Annotated in this window: 13 protein-coding genes; 7 read left to right on the top strand and 6 right to left on the bottom strand. The window is 59.5% G+C overall.

The annotated features are described in order from the left end of the window. Positions 1–3: 3 nt before the first annotated feature. Both trkA and ACOYXG_RS27200 read left to right on the top strand, forming a co-directional pair. On the top strand, positions 4–1,380 hold the full coding sequence (trkA, locus tag ACOYXG_RS27205) for a Trk system potassium transporter TrkA (RefSeq protein ID WP_003220233.1): 1,377 nt from the start codon (positions 4–6) through the stop codon (positions 1,378–1,380). Between the two features lie 147 nt (positions 1,381–1,527). Continuing rightward, positions 1,528–1,845 (top strand): tetratricopeptide repeat protein, encoded by a 318-nt coding sequence (locus ACOYXG_RS27200; RefSeq protein ID WP_103367980.1) that lies wholly within the window; start codon positions 1,528–1,530, stop codon positions 1,843–1,845. On the opposite strand, the gene ACOYXG_RS27195 is transcribed toward ACOYXG_RS27200, so the two are convergent. From ACOYXG_RS27195 to ACOYXG_RS27185, 3 genes are all read right to left on the bottom strand, one after another. After that, on the bottom strand, positions 1,842–2,081 hold the full coding sequence (locus tag ACOYXG_RS27195) for a PilZ domain-containing protein (protein ID WP_095139782.1): 240 nt from the start codon (positions 2,079–2,081) through the stop codon (positions 1,842–1,844). The genes ACOYXG_RS27200 and ACOYXG_RS27195 overlap by 4 nt on opposite strands. 110 nt (positions 2,082–2,191) lie before the next feature. Then, positions 2,192–3,079 (bottom strand): lysophospholipid acyltransferase, encoded by an 888-nt coding sequence (locus tag ACOYXG_RS27190; RefSeq protein WP_047596996.1) that lies wholly within the window; start codon positions 3,077–3,079, stop codon positions 2,192–2,194. Between the two features lie 40 nt (positions 3,080–3,119). Next, on the bottom strand, positions 3,120–3,677 hold the full coding sequence (locus ACOYXG_RS27185; RefSeq protein ID WP_027610277.1) for a DNA-3-methyladenine glycosylase I: 558 nt from the start codon (positions 3,675–3,677) through the stop codon (positions 3,120–3,122). An 81-nt stretch (positions 3,678–3,758) separates the two neighbouring features. Here ACOYXG_RS27185 and glyQ point away from each other — a divergent pair, with 81 nt between their 5' ends. The 4 genes from glyQ (at position 3,759) to ACOYXG_RS27165 (ending at position 8,169) form a co-directional block, all read left to right on the top strand. Continuing rightward, the gene (gene glyQ, locus ACOYXG_RS27180) at positions 3,759–4,712 is read left to right on the top strand and encodes a glycine--tRNA ligase subunit alpha (RefSeq protein WP_003187265.1); all 954 of its coding nucleotides are present in this window, start codon (positions 3,759–3,761) and stop codon (positions 4,710–4,712) included. Next, positions 4,709–6,763, top strand: a complete 2,055-nt coding sequence (gene glyS / locus ACOYXG_RS27175; protein WP_103367979.1) for a glycine--tRNA ligase subunit beta — start codon at positions 4,709–4,711, stop codon at positions 6,761–6,763. The genes glyQ and glyS overlap by 4 nt, the downstream gene beginning before the upstream one ends. Positions 6,764–6,767: 4 nt before the next feature. After that, on the top strand, positions 6,768–7,307 hold the full coding sequence (gmhB, locus tag ACOYXG_RS27170; protein ID WP_177325594.1) for a D-glycero-beta-D-manno-heptose 1,7-bisphosphate 7-phosphatase: 540 nt from the start codon (positions 6,768–6,770) through the stop codon (positions 7,305–7,307). An 82-nt stretch (positions 7,308–7,389) separates the two neighbouring features. After that, a complete protein-coding gene (locus tag ACOYXG_RS27165) occupies positions 7,390–8,169 on the top strand; it encodes a lysophospholipid acyltransferase family protein (protein ID WP_103367978.1) in 780 nt (259 codons plus the stop codon). 167 nt (positions 8,170–8,336) lie between these two features. Here ACOYXG_RS27165 and ACOYXG_RS27160 read toward each other — a convergent pair whose 3' ends face one another. Next, complete coding sequence (locus tag ACOYXG_RS27160; protein ID WP_098966423.1) at positions 8,337–9,869, bottom strand: sensor histidine kinase; 1,533 nt, start codon at positions 9,867–9,869, stop codon at positions 8,337–8,339. 168 nt (positions 9,870–10,037) lie between these two features. On the opposite strand from ACOYXG_RS27160, the gene ACOYXG_RS27155 reads away from it, so the two are divergent. Continuing rightward, complete coding sequence (locus ACOYXG_RS27155) at positions 10,038–10,775, top strand: response regulator transcription factor (RefSeq protein WP_027610281.1); 738 nt, start codon at positions 10,038–10,040, stop codon at positions 10,773–10,775. Between the two features lie 47 nt (positions 10,776–10,822). Here the strand turns inward: ACOYXG_RS27155 and ACOYXG_RS27150 are convergent, their stop codons facing one another. After that, positions 10,823–11,341 carry an Hcp family type VI secretion system effector gene (locus ACOYXG_RS27150; RefSeq protein ID WP_027610282.1) on the bottom strand — a complete coding sequence of 173 codons (519 nt, stop codon included), beginning with the start codon at positions 11,339–11,341 and terminating at the stop codon, positions 10,823–10,825. Between the two features lie 235 nt (positions 11,342–11,576). Then, positions 11,577–13,994 carry a DNA topoisomerase (ATP-hydrolyzing) subunit B gene (gene gyrB / locus ACOYXG_RS27145; RefSeq protein WP_007960764.1) on the bottom strand — a complete coding sequence of 806 codons (2,418 nt, stop codon included), beginning with the start codon at positions 13,992–13,994 and terminating at the stop codon, positions 11,577–11,579. Positions 13,995–13,999: the final 5 nt, after the last annotated feature.

The raw sequence follows: 13,999 nt of genomic DNA, 5'->3' as shown, positions 1-13,999 counted from the left end.
TGGATGAAAATCATCATCCTCGGTGCGGGACAGGTCGGCGGTTCGCTGGCTGAACACCTGGCGAGCGAAGCCAACGACATCACCGTGGTCGACACCGATGGCGAACGCCTGCGCGACCTCGGCGACCGTCTCGACATCCGCACCATTCAGGGCCGCGGCTCGCTGCCGTCGGTGCTGCGTCAGGCCGGCGCCGACGATGCCGATATGCTGGTGGCGGTGACCAACAGCGACGAGACCAACATGGTCGCCTGCCAGGTCGCGCACACCCTGTTCCACACCCCGACCAAAATCGCCCGGGTGCGCGAAGCGTCCTACCTCAATCGCGAAGAACAGCTGTTCCAGAACGAAGCGATTCCGGTCGACGTGCTGATCAGCCCCGAGCAGGTGGTGACCAACTACATCAAGCGTCTGATTCAGCATCCGGGCGCGCTGCAAGTGATCGACTTCGCCGAAGGTCAGGCACAACTGGTGGCGGTGCGCGCCTATTACGGCGGGCCGCTGGTGGGTCAGCAATTGCGCCAATTGCGCGAGCACATGCCGAATGTCGAAACCCGGGTCGCGGCGATTTTCCGCCGCGACCGACCGATCCTGCCGCAGGGCGATACGGTGATCGAGGCCGATGACGAAGTCTTCTTCATCGCCGCCCGTGAGAATATTCGCGCGGTTATGAGCGAAATGCGCCGTCTCGACGAAACCTACAAGCGCATCGTGATTGCCGGTGGCGGGCAGATCGGCGAGCGTCTGGCCGAGGCCATCGAAAGCCGCTACCAGGTGAAGATCATCGAGATGAACCCGGCCCGCTGCCGCTATCTCTCCGACACCCTCGACAGCACCGTGGTGCTGCAGGGCAGTGCGTCGGACCGTGATCTGCTGCTGGAAGAGAACATTGCCGACGCCGACATCTTCCTTGCGCTGACCAACGATGACGAAGCCAACATCATGTCGTCGCTGCTGGCCAAGCGCCTGGGCGCGAAGAAGGTGATGACGATCATCAACAACCCGGCTTACGTCGATCTGATCCAGGGCGGCGACATAGACATCGCCATCAGCCCGCAACTGGCGACCATCGGCACCTTGCTGGCCCACGTACGCCGTGGCGATATCGTCAGCGTGCACTCACTGCGCCGGGGCGCGGCGGAGGCCATCGAGGCGATTGCCCACGGCGATGCGAAGTCGAGCAAGGTCATCGGCCGGCCGATCGAGAAAATCGGCCTGCCGCCGGGCAGCACGATTGGCGCGATCATCCGCAACGAAGAAGTGATCATCGCCCACGACGATACGGTGATCGAAACCGGCGACCATGTGATTCTGTTCCTTGTGGATAAAAAGCATATTCGCGATGTGGAGAAGCTGTTTCATGTGGGTTTGAGCTTCTTCTGAGTTTTGCGCTGACGGCACTGGCCCCTTCGCGAGCAGGCTAGCTCCCACATTTGGAATGCGTTTCCCCTGTGGGAGCGAGCCTGCTCGCGAAAGCGGTGTAACTGACACCGATCAACACCTGACACTCCACAGAAAAGGAACCCACCGATGCTCGAATCCTTGGAAAAAATGCTCGCCAAGGGTGTGGATAACTCATTGCTGCGCTTTGGCCTGGGCAAGGGTTATCTGGATTTGGGAGAGAACGCCAAGGCAGCCGAGCATTTCCAGCGCTGTGTCGGTTTCGATCCGAAGTATTCGGCGGCGTGGAAGCTATTGGGCAAGGCGCAACTCGCACTGGGCGATCACGCCGCCGCACGTCAGGCGTGGGAACAGGGTCTGGAAGCCGCCCGCGCCCATGGCGACAAGCAGGCCGAAAAGGAAATGACGGTGTTTCTGAAGAAACTCGACCGACAGGCAATAGGCTAGAGATAACGCAGGCCGATGCCCTCGGCATCCACCGTCACCACTTCCATTCGCACCCGTGGCGCGCCGGTGGGTAAACCCTGCACCTGACCATAAACCACAGCGCCTTTGGGCAGTGAAGCCAAGCGCGGATGCTGCACATACACGCCGGTAGCCGACAGGTTGCGCGTCTGCCCGAGGCATTCGCCGAAGCTGTCGTGGGTGATCTTGATGCGGAAGGATTTGCGTTGTTCGGACATCTTTATGCGCCCTTGAATGAACGGGGTTGTGGATAAGCCGCAGAAGCAAGATCAAAAGATCTCAGCCTGCGGCAGCTCCTACGGGTTATCCACAGAGTGTGCCAACTTGCTCAGTACCAGCGCGCTTCGCCCGGCGGACGTTTCTTGAAGCGCTTCATGCTCCACATGTACTGACTCGGATACGCCGCGACGTAACGCTCGACCACCTTGCTCATGGCCGCGCAGGATTCCTCGGTATCGGTGCTGTACATGGCTTCTGGCGCCGCTTCGAGGATCACTTTGTAGCCGGAACCGTCCGGCAGGCGCAGGGCGTGCAGGAACACGCCGACCGCTTTGCCGCCGGCGAGCATGTTCGGCACGAATTTACTGGTCAGCGCCTGGGTGGCGAAGAACGGTACGAAGATCCCCGCGGATTCGGCCGGTTCCGGGTCAGCCGGAATGCCCACTGCACCACCTTTGCGCACTTCCTTGATGACGCTGAGGATGCCTTCCTTGGTGGAGGCAGCGACTTTATTGCCCAGTTGCACGCGTTGCTTGCGCAGCAATTCATCCACAGCCTTGAGCTTTGGCGGGCGGTAGAAAATGATCGGTTTGCACTGGCTGCAATAGAAGTGGTTCAGCACTTCCCAGTTGCCCAAGTGGCTGGTGATGCCGACCACGCCTTTGCCCGAGGCCAGCGCATCCTTGAGGATGTCGAGGCCTTCGACTTCGCGCACCAGATCGATGGAACGCTGGGCCGGCCAGATCCAGGCGCAGGCACTTTCGGTCAGGGACTTGCCGATGTCTTTGAGGCTCTGGCCGACCAGGCGCTCGCGCTCGGCTGGGTCCATCTGTGGAAAACATTTGGAAAGGTTGATCCGCACCACGTCGCGGGAGCGGTTGGGGGTTTTCCACATGATCCAGCCGATCGCCGAACCCACGGCCTGCACGGCCCGCCATGGCAGCAGGGCAAACAGCCGCAGAGCGCCTACCAGCAAGGCGCCTTTAAACTTTTCCACAGGTCACTCCTGATTTTCTGCTGTGCGCGAGGCGGCCATTCTAACCGCCGTTGACCAGCTGCGCGTAGCGGTCGCAGTCCTGAGTGTGATCCATGACCATGCCCGAAGCCTGCATCAGTGCGTAGCAAATGGTTGGGCCAACGAAGGTGAAGCCGGCCTTTTTCAGGGCTTTGCTCATCGCCAGCGCTTCGGGGGTGATCGCCGGGACTTCGCTGCGATCCTTGAAATGATTGATGATCGGTCGATCGCCGACGAACGACCAGAGGAAGGCCACCGGGTCCTCCAGCGCCAGCCAGGCCTGGGCATTGCGTCGGGCGGCATTGAGTTTGAGGCGGTTGCGGATGATCCCCGGATCGAGCATCAGTTCATCGATCTCGGCGTCGCTCATCTGCGCCACACGCTGCACGTCGAAGCCGTACAACACCTCGCGGTAGCGCTCGCGTTTACGCAGCACGGTGATCCACGACAGCCCGGCCTGGAACCCTTCGAGCAAAAGCAACTCGAACAAACCCTGCGCATCGCGTAGCGGCGTGCCCCACTCCTGATCGTGATAAGCCATGTACAGCGGATCTTCGGTACACCAAAAGCAGCGTGGCATAAGGCTCCAGGGGGTGGAGGTGCGACTGAATCGGGTATACTCCCGCTCTTTAAATCGCAGCCCAAGAAACAGGTGAATTTCGTGAGCCAGCCTACGCCAGCCGTGCGTACCTTCCAAGACTTGATCCTCGCGCTCCAGCAATACTGGGCCGAGCAAGGTTGTGTGGTACTTCAGCCCTACGATATGGAAGTAGGCGCCGGCACTTTCCACACCGCGACCTTCCTGCGCGCCATCGGCCCGGAAACCTGGAACGCCGCGTACGTGCAGCCAAGCCGCCGTCCGACTGACGGCCGCTACGGGGAAAACCCGAACCGTCTGCAGCACTACTATCAGTTCCAGGTCGTGCTGAAACCGAACCCGGACAACTTCCAGGAACTGTACCTGGGCTCGCTCAAGCATGTCGGCCTGGACCCGCTGGTCCACGACATCCGCTTCGTCGAAGACAACTGGGAATCGCCAACCCTGGGCGCCTGGGGTCTGGGCTGGGAAGTCTGGCTCAACGGCATGGAAGTGACCCAGTTCACTTATTTCCAGCAGGCCGGCGGCATCGAGTGCTACCCGGTCACCGGTGAAATCACCTACGGTCTCGAGCGTCTGGCCATGTACCTGCAAGGCGTGGACTCGGTCTACGACCTGGTCTGGGCTGACGGCCCGTTCGGCAAGGTGACCTACGGCGACGTGTTCCACCAGAACGAAGTGGAGCAGTCCACCTACAACTTCGAACACGCCAACGTCGACAAACTGTTCGAACTGTTCGACTTCTATGAAAGCGAAGCCAAGCGCCTGATCGAACTCGACCAGCCGCTGCCGTTGCCGAGCTACGAAATGGTGCTGAAGGCCTCGCACACCTTCAACCTGCTGGACGCGCGCCGGGCGATCTCGGTGACCGCGCGTCAGCAATACATCCTGCGCGTACGCACCCTGGCGCGTTCCGTTGCGCAAGCCTACCTGCTGGCCCGCGCCAAGCTGGGCTTCCCGATGGCGACCCCGGACCTGCGTGACGAAGTACTGGCCAAGCTGGAGGCTGCACAATGAGTGCTCAAGATTTTCTGGTTGAACTGGGCACCGAAGAACTGCCGCCAAAAGCCCTGAACACCCTGGCTGAAGCGTTCCTCGCCGGTATCGACAAGGGCCTGCAAGCTGCCGGCCTGAGCTACGAAAGCAAAACGGTCTATGCCGCGCCGCGCCGTCTGGCGGTGCTGATCACGGCGCTGGCGACCCAGCAACCGGATCGCAGCATCAACCTGGATGGCCCGCCACGTCAGGCCGCCTTCGACGCTGAAGGCAACCCGACTCAGGCAGCCCTGGGCTTCGCCAAGAAGTGCGGCGTCGAACTGAGCGAAATCGACCAGAGCGGCCCGAAACTGCGTTACAGCCAGAACATCGCCGGCAAGCCAACCGCAAGCCTGCTGCCGACCATCGTCGAAGATTCGCTGAACGACCTGCCGATCCCGAAACGCATGCGTTGGGGTGCGCGCAAGGAAGAGTTCGTGCGTCCGACCCAGTGGCTGGTGATGCTGCTCGGTGACCAGGTCATCGACTGCACCATCCTCGCGCAGAAGGCTGGCCGCGACTCCCGTGGTCACCGTTTCCATCACCCGGAAAGCGTGCGCATCGGTTCGCCGTCGAGCTACCTGGCCGACCTGCGTGCCGCCTACGTGCTGGCCGATGCCAACGAGCGTCGCGAGATCATCAGCAAGCGCACCGAAGAACTGGCGACCCGTCAGGAAGGCACCGCGATCGTGCCGCCGGCGCTGCTCGATGAAGTGACCGCGCTGGTCGAGTGGCCGGTGCCGCTGGTGTGCTCGTTCGAGGAACGCTTCCTCGACGTGCCGCAGGAAGCGCTGATCACCACCATGCAGGACAACCAGAAGTACTTCTGCCTGCTGGATGCCGACGGCAAGTTGCTGCCACGGTTCATCACCGTCGCCAACATCGAAAGCAAAGATCCACAGCAGATCATCGCCGGTAACGAGAAAGTGGTTCGACCACGCCTGACCGACGCCGAGTTCTTCTTCAAGCAAGACAAGAAGCAGAAACTCGAAGCCTTCAATGATCGCCTGAAGAACGTGGTGTTCCAGGAAAAACTCGGCAGCGTCTACGACAAGGCCGAGCGCGTTTCGAAACTCGCGGCCTACATCGCCGCGCGGATCGGCGGCAACGCTTCCTGGGCGGCCCGTGCCGGCCTGCTGTCGAAGTGCGACCTGGCCACCGAAATGGTCGGCGAGTTTCCGGAGATGCAAGGTGTCGCCGGTTACTACTACGCGCTCAATGACGGCGAGCCGGAAGATGTCGCGCTGGCGCTGAACGAGCAGTACATGCCACGCGGTGCCGGTGCTGAACTGCCGGCGACCTTGACCGGTGCCGCTGTCGCGATCGCCGACAAGCTCGACACCCTGGTCGGCATCTTCGGTATCGGCATGCTGCCGACCGGCAGCAAAGACCCGTATGCCCTGCGCCGTGCGGCCCTCGGCGTGCTGCGCATCCTGATCGAGAAACAACTGGATCTGGACCTGAACGACGCCGTGGCTTTCGCCGTGGCTGCGTTCGGTACCAAGGTCAAGGCTGCCGGTCTGAACGACGCGGTGCTGGAATTCATCTTCGACCGTCTGCGTGCGCGTTACGAAGACGAAGGCGTCGATGTTGCCACTTACCTGTCGGTACGTGCCCTGAAGCCGGGTTCGGCGCTGGACTTCGACCAGCGTGTGCAAGCGGTTCAGGCCTTCCGCAAGCTGCCGGAAGCGGCAGCGCTGGCGGCGGTCAACAAGCGTGTATCGAACCTGTTGAGCAAGGTTGAAGGCTCGGTGCCGACCGTGGTCGAAGCCAAATACTTCGACAACGCCAACGAGTTCTCGCTGTACTCGGCGATCCAGCAAGCGGATCAGGCGGTGCAGCCAATGGCCGCAGCGCGTCAGTACAACGAATCGCTGGCGCGTCTGGCGGCATTGCGCGAGCCGGTGGATGCGTTCTTCGACGCGGTGATGGTCAATGCCGAAGACGCCAAGGTCCGGGCCAACCGCTACGCGCTGCTCGCGCGTCTGCGTGGCCTGTTCCTCGGGGTTGCCGACATTTCGCTGCTGGGTTGAGGAATTGCTGTTGAAACTGCTGATTCTCGATCGGGATGGAGTGATCAATTACGACTCCGACGCTTACATCAAGTCGGTGGAGGAGTGGATTCCACTGCCCGGCTCGATCGAGGCGATTGCGCAGTTGAGCAAGGCCGGCTGGACGGTGGCGGTCGCTACCAACCAGTCGGGCATTGCTCGCGGCTATTACGACCTTGCCACCCTCGACGCCATGCACGCGCGCCTGCGCACGCTCGTGGCAGAGCAGGGCGGTGAAGTCGGGCTGATCGTGTACTGCCCGCATGGTCCGGACGAGGGTTGCGATTGCCGCAAGCCGAAGCCGGGGATGTTGCAAACCATCGCGGCGCATTACAACGTGGCGCTGACGAATGTCTGGTTCGTCGGCGACAGCCTTGGTGACCTGGAGGCCGCCAAAGCCGTCGATTCACAGCCCGTTTTGGTAAAGACCGGGAAAGGCGAAAAAACTCTGGGCAAGACCCTTCCGGTCGGCACCCTGATTTTTGACGATCTGGCGGCGATTGCCGCAGAACTTATCCACAACTAGAGTGCTTCTGAAGTTCCTGACCAGGGATTGATCGGGAGTGCGCTTGAACAGTCGGGCATCGCCCGTAACGGTAAACGTCGCCATGTCGATACTGCAGGCCATCAGAATTTTTCTCTTTTACCTGCTGCTGGGCACTACTGCCTTGCTGTGGTGCAGCCTGAGCTTTTTTATCGCGCCCTTTCTGCCGTTCAAGGCGCGTTATCGTTTCATCAACGTGTACTGGTGCCGTTGCGCCTTGTGGTTGACCAAGGTGTTTCTCGGCATTCGTTACGAGATCAAAGGCGCGGAAAATGTGCCGGATCGGCCCTGCGTGATTCAGTCGAACCACCAGAGCACCTGGGAGACGTTCTTTCTCTCTGCTTATTTCTCGCCCTTGAGCCAGGTGCTCAAGCGCGAATTGCTCTACGTGCCGTTCTTCGGCTGGGCCATGGCCATGCTGCGGCCGATCGCGATTGACCGCGACAACCCGAAAGCGGCGCTCAAACAAGTCGCGGCCAAGGGCGATGAACTGCTCAAGGACAACGTCTGGGTCTTGATCTTCCCTGAAGGCACCCGCGTTCCCCACGGCACTGTCGGCAAGTTCTCGCGCAGTGGCAGCGCGTTGGCGGTAAATGCGGCGCTTCCGGTGCTGCCGATTGCACACAATGCCGGCAAATTCTGGCCGAAAATCGGCTGGGGCAAGACGCCGGGCGTGATCACCGTGGTCATCGGTGAGCCGATGTATGCCGAAGGCACTGGTCCGCGCGCCATCGCCGAGCTGAACGACCGGGTACAGGCCTGGAACGAACAGACCCAGCGCGAAATGGGTTCGCTGCCACCAGCACCGCAGGCGCCTGCCGCGAATGATCAGGTGGCTGTCTGAGATTTTGTGGATAACCTGTGTACGGTTTTGTTGAAAAAGCCTGAATATTGTAAGTAACCGATTGATTTACTTATATATTTCTCAAGCTCATAAAAAACCGTAAAAGGTGCATAAGTTTTTTTCGGAAGTAAAAAAACCGGCTGATATAGCCGGTTTTTTGTGCCTGTTCACTCGCAGATCAGCGGTAACTGCAGCCGGAACGTGGTGCCTTGATCGACGATACTGTGGCACTCGATGTTACCGCCATGATGGTCGACTACTGCCTTGACCATCGACAGCCCCAACCCGACGCCATCAATCCCCTGCGCCGACGAAAAGCGCCGGTACTGGGTGAACAGATCCGGCAGCTCCTCGGCGGCAATGCCTTTGCCCTGATCGGTCAATTCACAGCATAGCCACTCACCCTGGCAACTGACGTTCAACTTGATCGTGGTACCGACCGGGCTGTACTTGATCGCGTTCTCCAGCAGGTTGAACAAGGCGCGGGTCAGCAGGCCCTGGTCAGCGTTGATCAGACGCTCCTGGGATTGTTCGTCCATCGTGTGCAGCAGTTTGATGCTTTTCTGCTGAGCAATGGGCAGCGCCTGATCCAGTACGTCCAGCACCAGCATCGCGAACAGACTGGGCTGGAACTGATAAGCCTCGGACTCGGCTCGCGCCAGCAGAACAAAACCGTCAGTCAGATCGAGCGCCCGGCGTACCTGGCGCTCGATCTGCTCGAACAGCGGTGAATCCGCGCCGGCTTGATGGCGATGTACATCGAGCAGGGCCAAAATCGCCGAATGCGGGGCGCGCAGATCGTGGGAAAGGAACCGCAGCAAAACCCCACGCTGTTCTTCTGCGGCGCGTTCGGCGCTCAGATCGGTGAGGCTCAGCAGCCAGCCGATGGGAGTATCGCCATCCACCGGCAGCAAAGCCGCCCGTTCCAGACGCAAACTGCGTTCCTTGTGATCGCGAAACTCCAGCAGCGTCAGGTCCGACAGCGCCGGGCGTGGTTCTGTGGACAATTCCGGATAACCGAGGCGGGCCAGTTGCTCGAGAACATAGTCACCGACCAGCGGGTCATCGAACAATACCCGGGCCTTGCGGTTTCCCAGCAGAATCTGCCCCTTGGGATCGCTGATCAGCGTCGCCACCGGCAGGTATTCCAGACCGTCGGCAATGAAACGCCGGGTATCGCGGGTGCGGCTCATGGCTTGCTCCAGTGCCATGATCTGGCCCTGCAGCTGATCAGCGCTGGTGAATTGCGCACGGCGCCGCTCGGGAAATACTTTCGGCTCGCGGTCCAGTCGGGCCAGCTCCCAGCCAAAATACGTCAGCACCACACTCAGGCGCCGCCAGTTCCAGATCAGGTAGCCGAACAACATGCCCAGCGCCGCTGGAGTCGGTGACCACCAGTGTCGAACTTCCGCCAGCCCGGCGCTAGCCAGCAGCACACAAGCCACACCGCACGATGTCACCCAGATCGCCCAGCGCGGGCGCCACAGCAGCAATCCGAGTACGCAGGCTACCAGCCCTACCGAAAGCAACGCGCTCCACATCGGTACCACGTCGTGCAGATTGATCTGCGCGCGATACGACAACAAGGCAGTCAGCGGCAACAGCACTAGACTTATCCACAACCACTCACGCACCAGCCGTCGAAACAGACGCTGGACCTGACTTGGCTCGCGGCTTTCACGCCGACGCGGGCTATTCATGACAAACAGGGCAGGGGACAGTGAATGGTTTCATGGGCCACAGGTCTGAGGATGTAGATCCGAAGAATCATAGCGGACGTCGACCGATGGTGGACTGCTTACTTTTACCGCACAGGCCGAGCCTTCAGGGTTGCCGGCCACTGCTCAAGCAACAAGGAACCCACGCGTATGCGCGTTGCGATACTGGACGATGAACCCGCCGAACTGCGTCGGGTCGAGCAAACCCTGCAGCAGATGGCTGCGGAGGGAGACCAGCCTTGGTCGTTGCACAGCTTTGAACGGGGCGAGGACCTGTTGCGCCAATTGCGGCGGGACACCTTCGACCTGCTGATCCTCGACTGGCAACTGCCCGACCTGTCCGGCCTGGCGCTGCTGCGCTGGACCCGCGAACACATGGAGGCGCCGCCCGCCGCGATCATGCTGACCAGCCGCGACGGCGAAAGCGATATCGTCCAGGCGCTGAACGCCGGTGCCGACGATTACGTCAGCAAACCGTTCCGCCCCAACGAGCTGAAAGCCCGAGTCGCCGCCGTACTGCGCCGGCACAGCCAGCAACGCAGTAGCGCTGCCGAAGTCCTGAGTTTCAATGACCTGACCTTCGACGACGCCGAACTGAGCGTCACCCGCGAGGGCAAGGCAGTGGTCATGACGGAGCGTGAATACCGCCTGGCGCGCTGCCTGTTCAGTAACCTGGGTCGGCCATTGTCGCGGGAGTACCTGTACGAACGCTTCTGGCCCCACGAAGAAGTGGCGTCGTCACGGCCGCTGGATACGCACATCTATCGCCTGCGCAACAAACTGGGGCTGACGGCGGATCGGGGTTGGCAGTTGCTGACGATTTATGGGTATGGGTATCGGTTGGAGAGTGTATCTGCGACACCTGCTGACAGCATGATGCAGTCGTAAGGTGAATCGACCAGTCAAACTGGTCGATATTTGGCATCCCGCGAGCGTCAGTTGACCAAAGGTGCACGCCAGTCATCTGAACCCGTCGTGCCGCAGATTTCATGCGTCCAGATGATTTTACGATACGTGAAATGTACGTCTTCCAACTGTGTGAAGTGCGCCATATTCATATCTTGGCAATTCGGCATTCTGGAATTCACTTCCACAATAACGGCGTCTACCAATTCAATACTGAAAAAATGTTCTTGTGTACCTGAAGCGGAAGTTCGATACCAGGCAATATGACAATTGTCCAAGACTTCGCCACTGGTCAAGGCGCTGAATATCAACGGGGATGCCTTGTCGAAAACCTTGGTAACCATGAGCGGCTTATGCACCCGCTGACCGGTGGGCTGGCCGGATTGAGGGTCACGTGGAATGATTATTTGATGGCTGAAAGCTTGTATCAAAATCTGATCTTCGTGCCCTTCCTGGTAGGTATTACCCACTGAATCTGCTGTAAAAGCTCCAGCACTGATTAAACCTTGTCGATTACCATTGATCGTCAAATACGCAGGTGTTGGCATAACTAAGTTCCCTGTTTGATTCTAGACACTGACAGTGCTTCACCTGTGCCGTAGGGCAGTTAGCGAAGCGGCTGTAAGATAAATAGAACCGATCCAGATATATGTAGGAAGAGTCTCTCCTATACGAAGGGATAGTCTTAAAATTTGCAGGATTTAATCCGACAAGAAAGAACCAAAAAAAAGCCAGCGCATAGCGCTGGCTTTTTTATTCGTGCGTTAGCGATGGGACGATGGATCAGAAATCCAGGTTCGAAACCGCCAGCGCATTGCTCTCGATGAAGTCACGGCGAGGTTCGACCGCATCACCCATCAGGGTGTTGAAGATCTGGTCTGCGCCAATGGCGTCTTCGATGGTGACTTTCAGCATGCGGCGCACGCTTGGGTCCATGGTGGTTTCCCACAGCTGATCCGGGTTCATTTCACCCAGACCTTTGTATCGCTGAATGGTGTGCCGCTTGGTACTTTCAGCCATAAGCCAGTCGAGGGCTTCCTTGAACTCGGTGACCGCTTTCTTGCGCTCGCCACGCTGGATGTACGCGCCTTCGTCGAGCAGGGTGCTCAGTTGAGCGCCGAGGGTGACGACGGTCTTGTAGTCGTTGCTGCCGAAGAAGTCGCGGTTGAAGGTCACGTAGTTCGACAGGCCGTGGGAGATCAGCTCGACCTCTGGCAACCAAACGCCACGTTCACGATCTTCACGCAGGCTGGCCTTGTAGACTAGGCCCGACTTCTCGACGGTGCGCAGACGCACTTCGTACTGAGCCAGCCAGTCCTGCATCTTGGCGTGGTCGCCGAGCATTTCCAGGCTCACGGCCGGCAGGTAGATGAAGTGTTCGGTCAGTTCCTGCGGGTACAGGCGCGACAGACGCTTGAGGGTCTTCATCACCATGCGGAAGTCGTTCACCAGACGCTCGAGCGCTTCACCGGAAATGCCCGGAGCCTCTTCGTTCAGGTGCAGGCTCGCATCTTCCAGAGCCGACTGCGTCATGTACTCTTCCATGGCGTCGTCGTCTTTGATGTATTGCTCTTGCTTGCCTTTCTTGACCTTGTACAGCGGCGGCTGGGCGATGTAGATGTAGCCGCGCTCGATCAGCTCCGGCAACTGACGGAAGAAGAAGGTCAGCAGCAGGGTACGGATGTGCGAACCGTCGACGTCAGCATCGGTCATGATGATGATGTTGTGATAGCGCAGCTTGTCGATGTTGTACTCTTCGCGACCGATACCGCAGCCGAGTGCAGTGATCAGCGTGCCCACTTCCTGGGACGAGATCATCTTGTCGAAGCGTGCTTTCTCGACGTTGAGGATCTTGCCCTTCAGCGGCAGGATCGCCTGGGTCTTGCGGTTACGTCCCTGCTTGGCAGAGCCGCCCGCGGAGTCACCTTCCACGAGGTACAGTTCGGACAGCGCAGGATCTTTTTCCTGGCAATCAGCGAGCTTGCCCGGCAGACCGGCGATGTCCAGCGCGCCTTTGCGGCGGGTCATCTCACGGGCCTTGCGCGCCGCTTCACGGGCACGGGCCGCGTCGATCATCTTGCCGACGACCAGCTTGGCTTCGTTCGGGTTTTCCAGCAGGAAGTCGGAGAAGTACTTGCCCATCTCCTGCTCGACCGCGGTCTTCACTTCGGAAGACACCAGCTTGTCTTTGGTCTGCGAGCTGAACTTCGGATCCGGCACTTTTACCGAGATGATCGCGGTCAGGCCTTCACGGGCATCGTCACCGGTGGTCGCGACTTTGTGCTTCTTCGCCAGACCTTCCTGCTCGATATAGTTGTTCAGGTTACGCGTCAGTGCGGAACGGAAACCCACCAGGTGAGTACCGCCGTCGCGCTGCGGAATGTTGTTGGTGAAGCACAACAGGTTCTCGTTGAAGCTGTCGTTCCATTGCAGGGCGATTTCCACGCCGATGCCGTCTTCACGCTGGATGTTGAAGTGGAACACCTGGTTGACCGCAGTCTTGTTGGTGTTCAGGTATTCAACGAACGCACGCAGGCCGCCTTCGTACTTGAACAGCTCTTCCTTGCCGCTGCGCTCGTCCTTGAGGACGATGCCGACACCGGAGTTGAGGAAGGACAGTTCACGAATGCGCTTGGCCAGGATGTCCCAGCTGAAGTGAATGTTCTTGAAGGTTTCGCTGGAAGCCTTGAAGTGGATCTGGGTACCGGTGGTTTCGCTGTCGCCAACGATCGCCATAGGAGCCTGAGGCACACCGTGGACGTAGGTCTGTTCCCAGATCTTGCCGCTGCGGCGTACGGTCAGTACCAGCTCTTCGGACAGGGCGTTCACGACCGACACACCTACACCGTGCAGACCGCCGGATACCTTGTAGGAGTTATCGTCGAACTTACCGCCAGCGTGAAGGACGGTCATGATGACCTCGGCGGCGGAAACGCCTTCCTCTTTGTGCACGTCAACCGGGATGCCACGGCCGTTGTCTTTGACGGTGATGGACTCATCCGGGTGGATGATGATGCTGATGTCGTCGCAGTGGCCGGCGAGGGCTTCGTCGATCGAGTTGTCGACCACCTCGAACACCATGTGGTGCAGACCGCTGCCATCGTCGGTGTCACCAATGTACATACCGGGACGTTTGCGTACGGCATCCAGGCCTTTCAGCACTTTAATGCTCGTTGAGTCGTACGTATTTTCTTCGCTCAATGCCT

This window comes from Pseudomonas sp. G3-39, from assembly GCF_054790485.1.
The sequence above is the reverse complement of the archived record's forward strand: the minus strand, read 5'-3'. Positions and strand labels throughout refer to the sequence as shown.

Excerpts from the sequence above, each read along its gene's own strand:
- trkA (WP_003220233.1), top strand. The coding sequence starts at position 4 with ATGAAAATCATCATCCTCGGTGCGGGACAGGTCGGCGGTTCGCTGGCT.
- ACOYXG_RS27200 (WP_103367980.1), top strand. The coding sequence starts at position 1,528 with ATGCTCGAATCCTTGGAAAAAATGCTCGCCAAGGGTGTGGATAACTCA.
- ACOYXG_RS27195 (WP_095139782.1), bottom strand. The coding sequence starts at position 2,081 with ATGTCCGAACAACGCAAATCCTTCCGCATCAAGATCACCCACGACAGC.
- ACOYXG_RS27185 (WP_027610277.1), bottom strand. The coding sequence starts at position 3,677 with ATGCCACGCTGCTTTTGGTGTACCGAAGATCCGCTGTACATGGCTTAT.
- glyS (WP_103367979.1), top strand. The coding sequence starts at position 4,709 with ATGAGTGCTCAAGATTTTCTGGTTGAACTGGGCACCGAAGAACTGCCG.
- ACOYXG_RS27165 (WP_103367978.1), top strand. The coding sequence starts at position 7,390 with ATGTCGATACTGCAGGCCATCAGAATTTTTCTCTTTTACCTGCTGCTG.
- ACOYXG_RS27160 (WP_098966423.1), bottom strand. The coding sequence starts at position 9,869 with ATGAATAGCCCGCGTCGGCGTGAAAGCCGCGAGCCAAGTCAGGTCCAG.
- ACOYXG_RS27155 (WP_027610281.1), top strand. The coding sequence starts at position 10,038 with ATGCGCGTTGCGATACTGGACGATGAACCCGCCGAACTGCGTCGGGTC.
- ACOYXG_RS27150 (WP_027610282.1), bottom strand. The coding sequence starts at position 11,341 with ATGCCAACACCTGCGTATTTGACGATCAATGGTAATCGACAAGGTTTA.